This window comes from Achromobacter sp. D10, assembly GCF_035282245.1.
GTDB classification, from domain to species: Bacteria; Pseudomonadota; Gammaproteobacteria; order Burkholderiales; family Burkholderiaceae_B; genus Achromobacter; species Achromobacter insolitus.
Genome location: NZ_JAYJLE010000015.1, coordinates 74232 through 89914, shown reverse-complemented (window position 1 = coordinate 89914; position 15683 = coordinate 74232). Strand labels below are relative to the sequence as shown.

Below are 15683 nucleotides of genomic sequence, written 5' to 3'. Positions count from 1 at the left end.
GTCTCCTGTCAGGCGCCCAGATAGGCCGCCTGTACCCGTGTATCGTCGCGCAGCGCCTGGGCGCTGCCCGAATACGCCACCCGGCCTTCCTGCAGCACGTAGCCGTAGTCCGCGGCGCTCAAGGTGAGCCTGGCGTTCTGTTCGGCGATGAACAGCGTCAGTCCTTCCTGCTTGAGCCGCCGCAGCGACAGGAAGATGTCCTTCACGACCAGGGGCGCGAGGCCCATGGAGGGCTCATCCAGCATCAGCAGGCGCGGGCTGCTCATCAGCGCCCGGCCTATCGCGACCATCTGCTGTTCGCCGCCAGACAGCGTTCCCGCAGCTTGGCGCGCGCGCTCGGACAGCCGCGGGAACAGGTCCAGCACGAAGTCGAGGTTGCGGCGGAACTCCGTCTGGCGACGCTGCTTGAGCAGCTTGTAGCCGCCCATCTCCAGGTTTTCGCTGACCGACAGCGGGGCGAAGACGCGCCTGCCTTCGGGCACCAGGACGATGCCGCGATCGACGATGCGATCCGCGGACAGCGCTTCTATCGCTTCCCCTTCGAAGCGGACGCTTCCGCGCAGCGGCCGCAAAAGGCCGCTCAGGCTGCGCATGACCGTGGTCTTGCCGGCGCCGTTCGCGCCGAGCAGGCAGCCTATCTGCCCGGCCGGAATCTCCAGGCTGGTGTCGCGCAGCACATCGCCGGCGCCGTAAGAGGCGCACAGGTTGGTGATCTCAAGCATCGGGCATGTCCTCCCCGAGATAGGCTTTCAGGACCAGGGGATCGACGCGCACCGCATCGGCCTGGCCTTCGGCGATCTTGCGGCCGTAATTCAGCACCAGGATGTCATCGCACAATTGCATGACGAAGCTCATGTTGTGCTCGACCAGCAGCACGCTGACTCCGCTGGCATTGACCTCGCGTATGACTTGCGCGACTTGCGCCACCTCGGCGTGCGGCACGCCTGCGACGGGCTCATCCAGCAGCAACAGGCTGGGGTCGGCCGCCAGGGCGCGCGCTATTTCCAGGATCTTGGCCTGGCCGAAGCTCAGGTCGGCAGCCAGCACATCGGCGTGGCGGGCCAGATGCAGCTGCTCCAGCCGCTGCATCGCGATGTCGCGCATCTGGCGTTCGTCGCGGCGTTGCCTGGGCGTGCGCAGCATGCAGGCCCACATGCCGGAGCCAAAGCGCGCATGGCAGCCCACCATGACGTTCTCCAGTACCGTCAGATCCTTGAAGATCTGCAGGTTCTGGAACGTGCGGGCGATGCCCAGCCTGACGCGCTGGTGGGGCGGCAGGCCCTGTACCGAGCGGCCGCGGAAGCTCACGTCGCCGCGCCCCGGCTGCAGCAAGCCCGCGACGATGTTGAACAAGGTGCTCTTGCCCGCGCCGTTGGGCCCGATCAAACCCTTGATCTGGCCTTGCCTCAGGTCGAACGACAGGTCGGCAAGCGCGGCCAGCCCGCCGAAGTTGATGCCCAGGTTCCGTACCGAGAGGAAATCGCGATCATCCATGGCGCACCTTTCCTTTCGCGGCGGCTACCGGGGACGCGGGCAGGGCGGAGGAACGCCGGCATAGCCGCTGCGCCAGCCCCGCCAGCCCGCCCGGGAAGAACATCAGGACCAGGATCATGCCCAGGCCGAACAGCAGCAATTCGACGTCGTGGAATGCGCGCAGGAATTCCGGCGCGGCGGTGTAGACCAGCGCGCCGAACAAGGGCCCCCAATACTTGCCCCAGCCGCCGACCGCGACCATGACCAGCAGCAGCACCGACGCCGAGAAGCTGAAGGTCTCGGGGGACGCGAACTGATTGAAGTGCACGTAGAAGGTGCCCGCCAGGGCCGCGACCGCGGCGCAGAGTACGAAGACCATTACCTTCAGCGCATAGGTATTGATGCCCAGGCTGGCCGCGCCGACCTCGCTGCCGGCCACGCTGATCATGGCGCGGCCGATGCGCGAGCGGGTCAGGTTCAGGAGGCCCCACATCAGCAGCAGGCCCGTTGCCCAGGCCAGATAGAAGAAGCGGCGATCGGTATCGAAGGCGTAGCCGGCGACCGTAATGGGCTCGACGCCCGACAGGCCGTTGGGGCCGCCCGTCAGGTCCACCAGTTCGACGAACAGCACCGACAGGATGGCGTTGAATCCCAGCGTCGCCATGGCCAGGTAGTGCCCGCGCAGGCGCAGGACGGGCAGGGCGATCAAGAGCGCCGCCATGCTCGCGATCGCCAGCGCCACCGGGATGCCGGCCAGCGCCGTCAGGCCGTACTTGGCGGACAGCACGCCGCTGACATACGCGCCCAGGCCGAAAAAGCCTGCCTGGCACATCGAGATCTGTCCGCAGTAACCCATCAGCAGGTTGAGGCTGGCGATCAGCATCAGGTTGATGCAGAAGGTCACCGCGAGGCCCACGGCATAGCTGTTGGGCGCCACCAGCGGAAACAGAAGGAACAGGCCCCATAGCGCCAGCAGGATGCGCAGGTCGCGGTGCGCGCCTTCGCCGGGCGGATGCAGTTCGGATTTCATCGTCAGCCCCTTTCAGACTTTGTTGATTTCGGCTTTGCCCAGCAAGCCCTGGGGGCGGTAGAACAGCACCAGCAGCAGCACGATGAAGGACAGCGCATCCTTGTACTGCGAGGAAATCAGGCCGCCTCCCAGCGCTTCGATCACGCCCAGAAGCAGTCCGCCGAGCAAGGCGCCCTGCAGGCTGCCCAGGCCGCCCAACATAGCCGCGCTGAAGCCTTTGAAGCCAAGCATCGTGCCGTGGTCATAGGACGTAAAGGTCAGCGGCGCGATGATCACGCCCGCGATGCCGCCGGCCAGCGCTGCCAGCACGAAGGCCACGGTCACCGACCGCCGGACATTGATACCGACCAGGGCGGCGGCGTCACGGTCGATGGCCGTGGCCCGCAGCGTTTTGCCCAGCAGCGTGCGTTCGAAGAAGAAGTGGGTGCCCAGCATGAAGAGAAGCGCCACCCCCATCACCCAGAAGCTCTGCGGCGGAATCTGCGCGCCGGCCAGCGGTACCGGCGCATCGCCCGAGAACGCCGGATAGCCCATGGGCGTCTTGCCCAGCCCCAGCATCACCAGGCTCTTGGTGCAAATTGCCAGGCCGATGCTGAGCAGCGTCACCAGCAACGGCGCGGGCTTCTTCAACGGATGGATCACCAGGCGCTCCGATAGCCCGCCTGCCAGGGCAACCAGGGCCACGGCCGCCAGGCAGGACAGCCACAGCGGCAACTCGGCGACCGCGTAACAGGCCGCCGCTACCATACCGCCCATCATGACCCATTCGCCTTGTGCGAAATTGATGGCGTCGGTGCTCTTGAATATGACGTTGAACCCCACTGCCACGATGGCGTAGATGCTGCCGGTGGTGATTCCGGCGACCAGCAATTGGACGATTTGCGCGGACATATCCATGGCGGGGCCCCGTCGCGCTCAGTTGGGCCGACGCATCGAAAGCGCGATGCCGGGCAGTTCGACGCCGAACTCGGCCAGGCGCCGCGTCACCGTCTCCAGGTACTGCCACAGGATCTCGTATTCCTTGTCCGCCGCCACGGCGCCCAGTCCGGCCGCGGCGGTCAGGGCGTTGGCCCGGCTTTCGGGGCCGTCGGGATCGGCGAGCCAGGGACAGTGGTAGCCACGCAGTTCGACGTCGCTTAGGTAACCCGAGACGGCCTGGGCCACCGCGGCGCGGTCGGCGTCGGACCATGCGGTCGCGCGTTCCGCGACATAGAGCCAGCCGAAAGTGGCGTGGCGCTCCTTGGCCTGCACGCATTGTTCCAGGATGCGGCGCGCCACGGGTTCCGTGGCGTTATCCAGATACGCCCGGAATAGTTCCAGCTCCAATCCATCTTCCACCGCGGCATGCGCGGTGAAAAAGGCATCGGCATTGCATGCGGCGTCCAGCACCTGACGATGCCGGCACTGGTTGAAGATGGCTTCCTGCTGCGGGCTGGGCGGGCGGTTAAGGTAGCCTCCCAAAAGCGTCGCGTAGCGATGGAAGCACTCGATCTGCCAGGCTTCTTCGGTGTTGCGCACGGTGAGGAAGTACTTGGGGTCGGACTCGCGGCCGCTCTCCAGGCACAGGCGCACCAGCAGCGCCGGCGTTTCGCTCAGGCCCGCGTACTCCACCCACGCGCGCCGGCTCCAGGTCAGGCGGGCCGCGTCGCGGACCTGGGCGTCCAGCGCGCCGAGATCCAGGCTGGCCCAGGGAATGTCCGTCTCGGGCGCCCAGCGCTGCTGTTTGCCGGCTTCATACAATTCGCGGATGGAAGTGATGGACTGCTTGAGCGTCAGCGGGAAGCGGCGCTCAACGGGAATCCTGGTCGTAGCTGCGTTCATGACGGGTCCTCGGGTTCAGAATTCGCCGATCTTCGGGTGGTGCAGCAGGGGCAGGCGCACGCCCCAGGGCTCCATCTGCCGTCGCACGCGCTGCACCGTTTCAACGAACAGGGGCTTTTCCAGTTCTTCGACCGTGGAGCCCAGACCGGCTTCCCAGGTGATGCGGTCCACCTCCATTTCGGCGCGCGAGGCGGGGTTGTCGGGCGCCAGCCAGGCGCTGTGATAGCCGTTGAGCTCGACTTTCTCCATCATGTTGATCACCGCGTTCTCCACCACCTTGACTTCGGCGGGGGACATTTGCGGGATGCGGTGGTCGAGGAAGCGCCAGCCGAATGCGCAATGCCGGACCTCGTCGCGCATGATGCGGGCGCAGATCTGCTTGGCGACGGGATCGCGCGTGATCTCCACCAGATGGCGGAATACGTCGAACGCGATTTCCTCGGCGGCGCAGACCAGCGCCGCGAGGATCGCCTCGACCGACACCTCGGGATCCAGCGCCATCTTGCGCACACCGTGCGTGGCCACGGAACCCTGGTATGCGGCCTGCGCCGGTTGCTCCATGTAGCCGCCCAGCGCTTCGGCCATGCGGTAGCAGGCTTCCGCGTGGCGGCTTTCTTCCTGCGAGCGGATGGTGAAGAACAGACGCAGGTCGGGCTCGCATTTGTCGTGGCAGAAGCGGATCTGCAAGGCCGGGCTTTCCGAGATGGCGCCGTATTCGCTCCAGGCCCGGCGGCTCCAGTACTGGCGGGCCGCGTAGCGCTGTTCGGGCGTGTACTGCGAGGCGTCGAACAGATGCCAATCGATGTCGGTGCGCGGGTCCCACTGCTTGACCGTTGCCAGGTGATAGAGGTCGCGGATCTTGGGGATCCGGGTGTCCAGGTCCAGCGGAAAGATGCTTTCCGGATCGTCCAGGATCGTACGCGGCTCGGCGCTTGCTACGTTCATGACTGCACTCCCTGGTTTGCGGCGCCCGCGGCGCGCGTGAATGGGTGAGTGGAGATTGCTAAGAGAGAGGGGCGGCTTACTTGTAGTCGGCCAGCCGGAATTGCCCGTCCCGGTAGCCGAGCATGACGATGTCGTCCTTGTCCAGGCCGGAGTGGCGTTGCGGCGAGAAATTGAACACGCCGCCCACGCCCTGGTAGCCGGTAATGGCCGCCAGCTGATCACGCGTCTTTTCCTTGTCGCCGCCGCTCTTGTCCAGGGCGGTGCGAGCCAGCATGATGGCGTCGTAGGTCTGGGCCACGAACTGGTTAGGCTTGCGCTTGTAGCGGGCCTCGAAGCGCTTGCTGAGGTCCAGGATGCGGGTCTTGATGGGGTCGGCATCGGGCAGGTCCTGGCCCACCGGGAACTTGACGCTGACCAGCAGCAGGTCCTTGACCGAGTCGCCCGCCAGCTTCATGTAGCGCTGATCGACGAAGCCATAGCTGTGGACCAGCGTGAGCTTGTCCAGGCCCAGTTGTTGCGCCTGCTTGATGAACACGACGCCCGCCGGGGTGACCGTCCAGCAGATGATGGCCTGCACCGAGGCGTTCTTGATGCGCGTGAGCTGTGGAGTCAGGTCGGTGTCGGCGGGGTTGAAGGATTCGTAGGTGATCTCGATCCCGCGCTTGGCGGCAAGCCGCTTCATCTGCTCGACCGCGCTCTGGCCGAAGCCGCTGTTGTCGGCCAGCAGGGCGGCGCGCTTAATGCCTTTTTTGTCGAAATAGTCCAGCACCCGGTCGATGACCTGGTCGTCGTCCACGGTGCTCTTGAATACATACTTGCGTTCCGCCACCGGCATCACGATCTGCATCGAGCCTTCGGTGGAGATGAAGGGCGTGGCGGCCTTGTCCACCATTGGCACCATGGCCATCGCGATACCGCTCATGTTGCCGCCGCCCACGATGATGTCCACCTTGTCCTGGGACAGCAACCGCTTGGTGGCGTTGATCGCCTTGGCGGTCTGGCTTTCGGCGTCGTAGAACACCCATTCGACCTTCTTGCCGCCGATGCCGCCCGCGGCGTTGATGTCGTCGATGGCCATTTCCATGCCGGCCTTCATGTCTTCGCCGAGAAAGGCCGCGGGACCGGTCACGGACAGGATGGACCCTATCCGGACCGTGCCCTGGGCGCTGACGGCGTGCATGCCCAGCATCAGCGCGGCAGCGGGCAACGCCATGGCCGCGCGGCGCGAGAATTCCAGAAACGTCTTTATGCAAGTCATGGTGCTACTCCTGTGCCTGATGCGGGATTTGGGGGGTGCAGCAACTTCCACGAACAGCGAAAACGTAGTCGGCTAGGTCTCCGCCGAGCCCGAGGGATTGCGGAACTCCAGCGAGTCCGACACCTGGTCCGTCTTGCCTGCGCCGTTCTGCAGCGGCACGCGCACCGAGTACCGGACCTGGTCCGCGCGGTAATGGGACAAGCCGGACATGACCGGCCGGTCCTGCTTGTCGAAATACACCAGGTGCCTCGTCAGGACAGGGTCGCCGGGCAGCAGGCTGAGGTAGTCCGCATGTTCTTCCTGCACCGCCCCGCCTTCGATCTTGAGGTTTCCGTAGGCCAGTTCGACCTGGCGGCCGATCAGTTCCAGCAGCGAACCGGCCTCGGCCTGGCGGGCGTCGATATGGGGAATGCGGTCGATGCGCACATAGCGGTAGTCGATTGAAATCGGCACCTGCTGGACGGTGCGCAGGCGCAGGATGCTCCAGACCGGCGTGCCCGGCGCCAGATCCAGCTGGCGTGCCACCGCGACGGACGCGGGTTCCTGGGCGCAGTGCAGCACGCGCAGGCTCAGCGGGCGGCCATGCGCGGACCATTGGTCGATGAAGTCCATGGCCGGGCTGAACTGCTCGTCGATCTTGGGGGCGCAGACGAAAGTGCCAGAGCCGCGGACCCGTCGCAGATAGCCTTCGTCGACCAGCTCCTGGATGGCCTGGCGGACCGTCATGCGGCTGACGTTGAACTGCTCGCTCAGCTCGTGGTCGGTGTGGAAACGGTCGCTTTCCTGCTGCCAGTTCAGGATCATCATCAACACGCGCCGCTTGATCTGCACATAGAGCGGCAGAGGGGAGTCCCGGTCCAGCGCCACGGGGCCGCTGGCTACGGGAGGCTCGCTGCGTACGTTCGTAAGAGTGGACATGACAGCTGGGTTCCGGAATATGTATATACGATTTGTATATTTGTCTAGTTAACTAGACTTTATGATATATTGATTTCGAAAGTCAAGTACGGATTAGCGATATGAATATTTCAACGCTCGACCTTCCGCTGGCGCTTGCGCCCCACAGCCTGGCCGCCGTTCTGTCCTTTGACGAGCCCGCCTCGCTGGATCAGGCGGATGTCCTCATATGGAATCCCGCCGGCTTGTTCCCTGTGCTGGACGCCGCCTGCGAACGTACCGATCCGCCGGTGCTTGGCGTAGGCGCTTCCGAATGGCTGCTGGCCACCAGCCGCCATTGGCGCGAGCAATTCAAGCGGCTGCTGGCCGCAGGCGGCACGCTGGTCGTGCTGGTGCCGGCGCCGCACACAGTGGGTGTGCACACCCTACAAGACATCCTTCCCTACGATTGGTCCGATCCCCTTTTGCCGCGGCCCGTGAGCAGCCTGCCCCTCGAAGGCGATGCGCCGCCCCGGCAGGCGGGCGAGCCTTTCCGCACGCTTTTCACCGAAGCCGCGCGCTGCTTCCAGCCTTGCGCGACGCTGGACCAGGCGCCGGGCGCCAGCATTCTTGAAAACGAGCTGGGCATGGCGCTGGCCAGCTATGCCAGCGAACCGCCAGGGCGCCTGCTGCTGCTCCCGGCGTTGGCGCCCGGTCTTGCCCAAGAGGAAGCGGGCGCGGCGCTGTTCCTGCGGGAGCTGCGCCGCTGCATCGAACGCCTGGGCCAACGCAGCGGCGTGCGCCTGGCGGCATGGCTGGATCTGCAACGCAGCCCGGCCGACGAACAACTGCATGCCCGCCGCGCGCAGTGCCTGCGCGAACGCCATGCGCTCGATCTGGAACTGCAGGAACTGGACCGCGCCATGGCCGAGCGGGACTTCTTCAAACAGTTGCTTGCGGGCGAAGGATTGAGCACGGGCCTGGCGGCGGCCGAAGTCTTTCGCCGCAAGCGGGTGCCGGTCCATGCGGACTGGGTGGAAAAAGACCTGCACATCGTCGAACTCGATGAGCGCAACGTGCTGCTCAAGACGCGCCTGGCCGGAGAGCTGCTGGACGCCGCGGCGTTGCGTCGGCTGGACGAGGCCCGCGCCCGGGTGGCGGACTATTTCTCCCGGCCTACGTCCATCCTGGTGGTGGACTGCACCGACAACGCCTTGCCGCTCTCCTCGCGCCGGACGCAGGGGCATGCCGCGCTGGACGGCCTGGAGGATGCCTGCACGCTGAGCGGCCTGCATCTGTACGGCTGGCATCTGGAAGCGCCTGGCGACAGTCCCGCCCGCCTGCTGCAGCGCCTGATGCATGCGGACGCGGACCTGTCAGATTCCCTGCTGCGCGCCACGATGCGCGGCCTGTCCCCGCTCGCCGCCGCCTGAAGGGCATGGTGAGCGCTCCGCCCCTGTGAGACTCCGATGCCCGCCGACACCCGTGACTCCGATGCCCTGGATATCGAGCGCAATGGCGCCAACCACCTGGCGCTTTCGCCGCTGACCTTCATAGAGCGCGCGGCAAAGGTCTATCCAGAACGCACCGCCATCGTCCACGGCGCGCTGCGCCAGACCTGGCGGCAGACCTATGCCCGCTGTCGCCGGCTGGCCAGCGGACTGGCGCGCCTGGGCGTGCGGCCCGGGGACACGGTGGCCGTGATGGCGCCCAACATCCCGGCGCTGTACGAGGCCCATTTCGGCGTCGCCATGGCGGGCGCGGTGCTCAATGCCCTGAACACCAGGCTGGATGCCGACACGCTGGCATTCATCCTGGAGCATGGCGCGGCAGTCGTGCTGCTGACGGACCGAGAGTACGCGCCCGTCATGGCGCAGGCGCTGGCCAGGATACGCAAGCCGATCCGGGTCGTGGACATCGACGATCCCGAATATGCCGGGCCGGGGGAGCCGATCGGCGAGATGCGCTACGAGGCATTGCTGGAGATGGGCGATGAAGCGTCCGGCTTTGCCTGGCCGGCGGATGAATGGCAGTCGCTCTGCCTGAACTACACCTCTGGCACGACCGGCCGCCCCAAGGGAGTGCTGTACCACCATCGCGGCGCCTATCTGAATGCCATGGGCAACGCCCTGGCCTGCGACATGCGCCAGCATGCCGTGTACCTCTGGACCTTGCCCATGTTTCATTGCAACGGCTGGAGTTTCCCCTGGACCATTGCCCTGTTGGCGGGCACCAACGTCTGCCTGCGGCGGGTCGAGGCCGGCGCCATATTCGACGCCATCCAGTCGCATGGAGTCGATTACTTCTGTGCCGCGCCGGTCGTGCTGAGCATGCTCATCAACAGCCAGCCGGGCGTGAAGCGCCGCGCTGCGCGACCCGTGCAAGTGCTGACTGGCGGCTCCGCGCCGCCGGCCGCCGTCATCGCTGCGATGGATGAGCTGGGCATAGACGTCACGCATCTGTACGGCCTGACGGAGAGCTATGGCCCGTCGATCAGCTGCGCATGGCACGAGGCCTGGAACGATCTGCCGCTGGAGGAGCAGGCGGCGCTGAAGGCGCGCATCGGCGTGCGCAAACACACGATGGAACAAGTGCGAGTCCTGGATCCCGCCACTCTGGCGCCGGTGCCGCCAGACGGCGCTACCGTGGGCGAAATCATGATGCGCGGCAACACGCTCATGAAGGGCTACCTGAAGAACCCGCAGGCCACGGCCGACGCCTTCGCTGGCGGCTGGTTCCACACCGGCGACCTGGGCGTGGTGCACCCCGACGGTTATATCCAGATCAAGGATCGCGCCAAGGACATCGTCATCTCCGGAGGTGAGAATATCTCGACGGTCGAGGTGGAGGATGTGTTGTATGCGCATCCCGCGGTGCTGGAAGCGGCTGTGGTGGCGCGGCCCGACGCCAAGTGGGGCGAAACGCCCTGCGCCTTCGTCACGTTCAAGGACGGCTGCGGCGCGACCGCGGACGAACTGACCGGCTTCTGCCGAGCCCGGTTGGCCGGCTTCAAGGTCCCGCGCACGTTTGTTTTCGGACCCTTGCCCAAGACCGCCACGGGAAAAATCCAGAAATACCTGCTGCGCGAACAGGCGCGGCAGCTGTAAATGTGGGGGGCGGCGCGGCGCCTTTCTAAGCGCGCAGCAGCAGGTCCAGCGCTTGCGCGTCGAAGCGCCGCAGGTTGGGAAACACCACGCCCAGGTCATCGCGGCTGGCGCCAAACCAGCCTCCCAGGGCCGCGCCGAGCTGGTCCACGGCCAGGGTGGGCAAGAGGCGTCCGTTGTCCACGAAGCCCGGACCGTTCAAGGCAATCTCGGGGTGGCTGCCGTAGTAGCGTCCGCCCTGGACGGCGCCGCCCAGCACGAAATGATGCGAACCCCAGCCATGGTCCGAGCCGTTGCCGTTGGAGCCCAGGGTGCGGCCGAACTCCGATGCCGTAAACGTGGTGACCTGATCCGCCACGCCCAGCTTCGACAACGCCTGCTGGAATGTCGCCAAGGCCTGGCCCAATTCCTTCAGCAGCGCGGGATGGGTGTCGTTCAGGCCGGCATGGTTGTCATACCCATTCTGCGACACGAAGAACACCTGGCGGCGGGCGCCCAGCGCTTGCCGGGCTGCGATGATGCGGGCGACGATCTTCAGCTGCTGGGCTAGGGGCGAAGAGAAGTCGCCCGGCACGGCCACGTCGGCCAGCGCCGCGCGCAGGCGGGTGTCGGCGTCGATGGACTGGGCGGCGATGCGCGACATCTCGCGTTCCATCAGATGCTCGCGCGGTTGCGTGATCAGTTGGCGCAGCAAGGCCGTGCACGCGCTGGAACCATACATGTCGCGGGTCAGCAGTTCTATCTGCGTGGACCCGTGGATGCCCACGCGGTAGCCAGCGACCTTGCGTCCCGCCAGCAGCACGCTGCTGCCGCCGGCGGTGATCCCGGTAAAGGTACGCTGTGCGTTGGCATTCGCGTACAGATCCGTCAGCCGCCCCGCCCATCCCGATGCGGCCCCTTCCGGCGCCAGCGCCTGCCAATAGGATTGCTGGTCGTTGTGCGAAAACAGCTTGGGCGGCAAGGGCACGCGCGCACCGATGTATTCCTGTTTGGACGTGGGCGCCACCAGGGGGCCGATGTTCAGCAGCACCGCCATGTCGCCGCTTTCGTACAAGGGCTTGAGCGGCGCCAGCGAGGGCGCAAGCGCGAATTGAGCGCCGCCGGGCGCGGGCGCTTTCCCGCGCAGGGCGGTGGTTTGAAGAGCGTCGCGCGGCAAGGCGATATCGCTGCGCGCCTGGGCATATGCCTTGTATGCGGCGGCGTCATAAGGCACCAGCGAGTTGTAGGGATCGTTGCCGCCATACAGAAAAACGCAGACCAACGCCTTGTAGGTAGCGGCCGGGGCGGACTGTGCCGCCGCCGCGCCCAAGGCGGCCAGGTTCAGCGCCAGCGGCGCGCCAGCCCCCGTGGCTCCCAGCGCGCAGGCGCGCAGCAGGAATTCGCGGCGGCGGGCGGATGCGTCGTGGCGGGAGTTCGTCATTTCTGCACCAGGTATTCGGGGCTGGCGGCCACCAGCATGATCGCGGCGCGCACCCGGTCTCGCGGGCGGCCCGCAGGTATCGTGGCCACGGCGCGGGCGATGGCGTCGGCGGTCTCGGCGGAATAGGCGTCGCCGGCCAGCAGCAGCACGATCCGTGCCACCAGCGCGGCAGGGTCCGGCGCCAGCGCGATCTCGGCGGCATAAGGCGTTTGCAAGTCTTCCCAGCCCCGGTCCACGTAGATGGCCAGGAAATTCAGGTAACCAGCGATGCTGGTTTCGTCGGTGATCTGCAGTTCCGGCGCCACCAGGTGCTGGCGCGCCAGCTCGGTCACTGGCGGCACGTAGCGCGGCCGGAAGAAATTGAAGACGGTCGCCGACCGCATCGGGCTCTGGGCCAGCCGGATCGTATTGTCGGTGGTGTCCGGCATGGCCCAGGCGCCCGTGTTGGAGGTGGCGCCGAAGGCTCGCGCCCAGGCCGCAAAGCGCACGATGGGTTCGCGCACTTTGCCCCAGCCGGGGGCCGCCAGGTCGGGGTTGCGCGCTTCCGGGTCCAGCAGAATGGCGCGCACTACCGCCTTCAGGTTTCCCCGCGTGCCGGCGCCGTCGTCGTTGAAGGCCGCGGATACCCGGGCGACATAGGCGCGGCTGGGGTTGCTGGTCACCAGCCGCTGGATGAGTTGCGTGCCGATGAATGGCCCTACGTTGGGATGGGCGCAAATCACCTCCATGGCGCGCTTGAGCGACAGGTGGCCGTCGGTGCCTGCCGGCACCACCGCGCCCAGGAAGCGCTTTTCGGCCAGCGAGTGCAACGCGTTGTTCAGGGCCATGGGGCGGCGGTGGAATTCCACATCGGTTTCCGGACCATTGATATCCCAACCGGTAAAGACCTTGGCCAGCCCTTGCACGTCCGCATTGGAATAGGTTTCCACGGGTGCGCCATCGACCATTCTTATGGTGCCGTCCGGTTCCAGTTCCAGCAGGCCGATGCTGAACAATTGCATGACCTCGCGCGCATAGTTCTCGTCGGGATGGCGGCCGGTCTTGGGATCTTCCTTGCGATTGCCGCGATAGGTCAGCATGCATCCCATCGACAGGTTGCGGGTGACGGCCGTCAGCAGCTGCTGGTAATTGCCCAGGGCATGCTCGGCCAGCAGGTCCATGAAGCCCGCCGCGCCGAATAGGGGCCAGGACGCTGTGATGGACGACACGCCCACCACGAAGATCTCCGACAGCGCGAACGCCACCCGCGTGCGCACCTGGTCCGGCGCCGAGATGAACTTGCGCCACAGCGTGGACTCCAGCGGCGCGTTGATACCATTGCCTTTGAATTCTTCGGTGTTCTTGCCTTGCTGGAGCAGCCAGTCGAAATGGGTCTGCGAGGCAGGCATCGCCAGTTGCGCGTCCAGCCAGGCCGCGTAGCCGTCGCGCACGACCGCGTCGATGTCCGCGGGCGTGGGGCCGAACGTGGCCTGCGCCAGGAAGCGCGAAGCTTGGCCCGGGGTGGGTTTTGCGTGGGAGATCTCGGCGGACTGCGGCGCAGCCGCTGACGGCGTAGCGGACATGCGCGGCACCTCGTCGAATGCGAAAACCTACGGTACTGAAGCCCCGGGCGGGCTTCAATACCGTCATTCGGACGAGAGACTAGTCCTAAAGCATGAGTTTCAGACCGAACGCGTGATGCCGCCGTCGATGCGGATGTTCTGGCCCGTGATGTAGGAAGAGGCGTCGGATGCCAGGAAGGCGATCAGGTCCGCGACCTCTTCCGCAGTGCCGTACCGGCCCATTGGGATGCGCACGCGGCGGTCTTCCTTTTCGGGCAGGCTGTCGATAAAGCCCGGCAGCACGTTGTTCATCCGCACATTGTGTTCCGCGTATTCGTCCGCGAACACCTTGGTGAAGGCGGCCAGCCCGGCGCGGAACACGCCCGACGTGGGAAACAGGGCCTCCGGCTCGAAGGTGGCATAGGTCGAGATATTGACGATGGCGCCGGACTTCTGGCGCTTCATCACGGGGGCGACCAGGCGGGCGATGCGCACCACGTTCAGCAGGTAGAACTCCATGCCCAGGTGCCAGTCCTCGTCGCTGATCTCCAGCAGCGGACCCTTGGGGCCGTGGCCGGCGCTGTTGACCACGGCGTCGATCCTGCCCCATTTCTGGAGGGTCGCATCCACCAGCCGCGCCAGATCCTCGGGCGACCGGTTGGATCCCGTGATGCCCAGACCGTCCAGTTCCCGGGCCAGGGCTTCGCCCTTGCCGGAGGAAGACAGTATGGCTACGCGCCAACCGTCAGCCGCCAGTTTGCGCGCCGCCGCCGCGCCCATGCCGCTGCCGCCGGCGGTGACGATCGCCACTTTTTCCGTGCTCATGCTCACTCCTGGTCTCGAATTATTGGGGAGCGGCCATTGTAGAAGCGGGAGCGACCCGCCACACCACATTGCCCACGTCGTCGGCCGTCAGCAAGCCGCCCTGGCGGTCGATCGCCACGCCTACCGGGCGTCCCTGGGCCTCGCCGCTTTCGTTCAGAAATCCCGTCAGCACGTCGCGCGCCGGTCCGTCGGGCTTGCCGTCGCGAAAGGGCACGAAGATGACCTTGTAGCCGCTGCGCGGATCGCGGTTCCATGAACCATGCTGGCCCACGAACATGCCGTTTGTGTAGGGTGCCGGCAGGCGGGATCCTCCCGACCAGGCCAGCCCCAGCGAGGCGGTGTGCGGACCCAGCGCGTAGTCGGGCACGATGGCGCGAGCCACCAGGTCCGGACGCGGCGGCTGGACCCGGGTGTCGACGTGCTGGCCGAAGTAGCTGTATGGCCAGCCGTAAAAGCCGCCGTCCTGTACCGAGGTCATATAGTCGGGCACCAGGTCGCTGCCCAGTTCGTCGCGCTCGTTGACAGCGGTCCACAGCGTCTTGCCGTCCGGGCCCCAGGCCATGCCCACCGGATTGCGCAAACCGGTGGCATACAGGCGCTTGTCGCCGCTGGCGACGTCGATCTCCCAGATGGCCGCGCGGCCTGCTTCGATGTCCATGCCGTTTTCACCGACGTTGCTGTTCGAGCCGACGGATACGTACAGCCTGCTGCCGTCCGGGCTGGCCAGCAGGTTCTTGGTCCAGTGGTGGTTAAGGCCCGCTGGCAGGTCCGTGACCTTCACGCCCGCGGCGCTGATCCGCTGCTGCCCGGTTTCGTACGGAAATCGGACCACGGCATCGGCATTGGCCACGTACAGCTGATTGCCGATCAAGGCCATGCCGAATGGGGAGTTCAGGCCTTCGAGCAGCACGCTGCGCACGTCGGCGACGCCGTCGCTGTCCGTATCGCGCAACAGGGTGATGCGGTTCGCGCTGGGGGTCCTGGCGCCGGCGCGCTTCATCACCAGGCCTGCGACCCAGGCCTTGAAGCCGCCGGAGGCCGATTCGGGTTTGGGCGGCGCATTGGTCTCGGCCACGAGCACGTCGCCGTTGGGCAGCACGTACAGCCAGCGCGGATGATCCAGGCCGCTGGCGAATTCCGTCACCGCCATGCCGCTGGCGGCCACGGGATGCGCGCCCGCAGGCCAGCCTACGGCCTTGGCTGTCTTTACGGTCGGAATCGTCGTGGGGTTGGGGGCGGGCAACTGTGGCGATGGGCCCATGCCGGCCTCGACCGGCAGGGTCGCCATTTCGCCGCAGGCGTTGAGGGTGGCGGCAGCCAGCGCTGCCGCCAGCAGTAGGCGTGGAGTGGGCATGATGCATGCTCCGGGGGCGGTGAGGCCCATCATACG

Annotated in this window: 14 protein-coding genes; 2 read left to right on the top strand and 12 right to left on the bottom strand. The window is 66.2% G+C overall.

Translation table 11 applies throughout. The annotated features are described in order from the left end of the window. Window positions 1-8: 8 nt before the first annotated feature. The 8 genes from VCS63_RS27080 to VCS63_RS27045 form a co-directional block, all read right to left on the bottom strand. Window positions 9-722, bottom strand: a complete 714-nt coding sequence (locus VCS63_RS27080) for an ABC transporter ATP-binding protein (protein ID WP_042794853.1) — start codon at window positions 720-722, stop codon at window positions 9-11. Beyond that, window positions 715-1494, bottom strand: a complete 780-nt coding sequence (locus tag VCS63_RS27075) for an ABC transporter ATP-binding protein (RefSeq protein WP_323881557.1) — start codon at window positions 1492-1494, stop codon at window positions 715-717. The genes VCS63_RS27080 and VCS63_RS27075 overlap by 8 nt, the downstream gene beginning before the upstream one ends. After that, window positions 1487-2503: a branched-chain amino acid ABC transporter permease gene (locus tag VCS63_RS27070; protein ID WP_063962200.1), complete on the bottom strand. Its 1017-nt coding sequence runs from the start codon at window positions 2501-2503 to the stop codon at window positions 1487-1489. Before VCS63_RS27070 ends, VCS63_RS27075 begins: the two co-directional genes overlap by 8 nt. 12 nt (window positions 2504-2515) lie before the next feature. After that, on the bottom strand, window positions 2516-3400 hold the full coding sequence (locus VCS63_RS27065; protein ID WP_042794851.1) for a branched-chain amino acid ABC transporter permease: 885 nt from the start codon (window positions 3398-3400) through the stop codon (window positions 2516-2518). A gap of 18 nt (window positions 3401-3418) precedes the next feature. Continuing rightward, window positions 3419-4324 (bottom strand): hypothetical protein, encoded by a 906-nt coding sequence (locus tag VCS63_RS27060; RefSeq protein WP_042794850.1) that lies wholly within the window; start codon window positions 4322-4324, stop codon window positions 3419-3421. A 15-nt stretch (window positions 4325-4339) separates the two neighbouring features. Continuing rightward, window positions 4340-5269 (bottom strand): ferritin-like domain-containing protein, encoded by a 930-nt coding sequence (locus VCS63_RS27055; protein WP_042794849.1) that lies wholly within the window; start codon window positions 5267-5269, stop codon window positions 4340-4342. 76 nt (window positions 5270-5345) lie between these two features. Beyond that, entirely contained in the window at window positions 5346-6527 is a 1182-nt protein-coding gene (locus tag VCS63_RS27050; protein WP_323881554.1) for an ABC transporter substrate-binding protein, read from the bottom strand. 72 nt (window positions 6528-6599) lie between these two features. Next, window positions 6600-7445, bottom strand: a complete 846-nt coding sequence (locus tag VCS63_RS27045; protein ID WP_063643438.1) for a GntR family transcriptional regulator — start codon at window positions 7443-7445, stop codon at window positions 6600-6602. 101 nt (window positions 7446-7546) lie between these two features. Here VCS63_RS27045 and VCS63_RS27040 point away from each other — a divergent pair, with 101 nt between their 5' ends. After that, the gene (locus VCS63_RS27040) at window positions 7547-8836 is read left to right on the top strand and encodes a hypothetical protein (protein WP_076815161.1); all 1290 of its coding nucleotides are present in this window, start codon (window positions 7547-7549) and stop codon (window positions 8834-8836) included. A gap of 36 nt (window positions 8837-8872) precedes the next feature. Further along, window positions 8873-10510 carry an acyl-CoA synthetase gene (locus tag VCS63_RS27035; RefSeq protein WP_323881551.1) on the top strand — a complete coding sequence of 546 codons (1638 nt, stop codon included), beginning with the start codon at window positions 8873-8875 and terminating at the stop codon, window positions 10508-10510. Between the two features lie 25 nt (window positions 10511-10535). On the opposite strand, the gene VCS63_RS27030 is transcribed toward VCS63_RS27035, so the two are convergent. From VCS63_RS27030 to VCS63_RS27015, 4 genes are all read right to left on the bottom strand, one after another. Then, window positions 10536-11927, bottom strand: coding sequence for a DUF1501 domain-containing protein (locus tag VCS63_RS27030; protein ID WP_063962205.1), 1392 nt, complete (start codon window positions 11925-11927; stop codon window positions 10536-10538). Continuing rightward, window positions 11924-13489, bottom strand: coding sequence for a DUF1800 domain-containing protein (locus VCS63_RS27025; RefSeq protein WP_076815156.1), 1566 nt, complete (start codon window positions 13487-13489; stop codon window positions 11924-11926). Before VCS63_RS27025 ends, VCS63_RS27030 begins: the two co-directional genes overlap by 4 nt. 99 nt (window positions 13490-13588) lie before the next feature. Continuing rightward, a complete protein-coding gene (locus tag VCS63_RS27020) occupies window positions 13589-14293 on the bottom strand; it encodes an SDR family oxidoreductase (protein WP_042794846.1) in 705 nt (234 codons plus the stop codon). Window positions 14294-14312: 19 nt separating this feature from the next. Further along, complete coding sequence (locus tag VCS63_RS27015) at window positions 14313-15647, bottom strand: sorbosone dehydrogenase family protein (RefSeq protein ID WP_323881549.1); 1335 nt, start codon at window positions 15645-15647, stop codon at window positions 14313-14315. Window positions 15648-15683: the final 36 nt, after the last annotated feature.

Bases quoted from the DNA above. Each gene is read 5' to 3' on its own strand.
- VCS63_RS27055 (WP_042794849.1), bottom strand. From the start codon at position 5,269: ATGAACGTAGCAAGCGCCGAGCCGCGTACGATCCTGGACGATCCGGAA.
- VCS63_RS27060 (WP_042794850.1), bottom strand. From the start codon at position 4,324: ATGAACGCAGCTACGACCAGGATTCCCGTTGAGCGCCGCTTCCCGCTG.
- VCS63_RS27070 (WP_063962200.1), bottom strand. From the start codon at position 2,503: ATGAAATCCGAACTGCATCCGCCCGGCGAAGGCGCGCACCGCGACCTG.
- VCS63_RS27075 (WP_323881557.1), bottom strand. From the start codon at position 1,494: ATGGATGATCGCGATTTCCTCTCGGTACGGAACCTGGGCATCAACTTC.
- VCS63_RS27040 (WP_076815161.1), top strand. From the start codon at position 7,547: ATGAATATTTCAACGCTCGACCTTCCGCTGGCGCTTGCGCCCCACAGC.
- VCS63_RS27080 (WP_042794853.1), bottom strand. From the start codon at position 722: ATGCTTGAGATCACCAACCTGTGCGCCTCTTACGGCGCCGGCGATGTG.
- VCS63_RS27065 (WP_042794851.1), bottom strand. From the start codon at position 3,400: ATGGATATGTCCGCGCAAATCGTCCAATTGCTGGTCGCCGGAATCACC.
- VCS63_RS27015 (WP_323881549.1), bottom strand. From the start codon at position 15,647: ATGCCCACTCCACGCCTACTGCTGGCGGCAGCGCTGGCTGCCGCCACC.
- VCS63_RS27025 (WP_076815156.1), bottom strand. From the start codon at position 13,489: ATGTCCGCTACGCCGTCAGCGGCTGCGCCGCAGTCCGCCGAGATCTCC.
- VCS63_RS27035 (WP_323881551.1), top strand. From the start codon at position 8,873: ATGCCCGCCGACACCCGTGACTCCGATGCCCTGGATATCGAGCGCAAT.
- VCS63_RS27020 (WP_042794846.1), bottom strand. From the start codon at position 14,293: ATGAGCACGGAAAAAGTGGCGATCGTCACCGCCGGCGGCAGCGGCATG.
- VCS63_RS27045 (WP_063643438.1), bottom strand. From the start codon at position 7,445: ATGTCCACTCTTACGAACGTACGCAGCGAGCCTCCCGTAGCCAGCGGC.
- VCS63_RS27030 (WP_063962205.1), bottom strand. From the start codon at position 11,927: ATGACGAACTCCCGCCACGACGCATCCGCCCGCCGCCGCGAATTCCTG.
- VCS63_RS27050 (WP_323881554.1), bottom strand. From the start codon at position 6,527: ATGACTTGCATAAAGACGTTTCTGGAATTCTCGCGCCGCGCGGCCATG.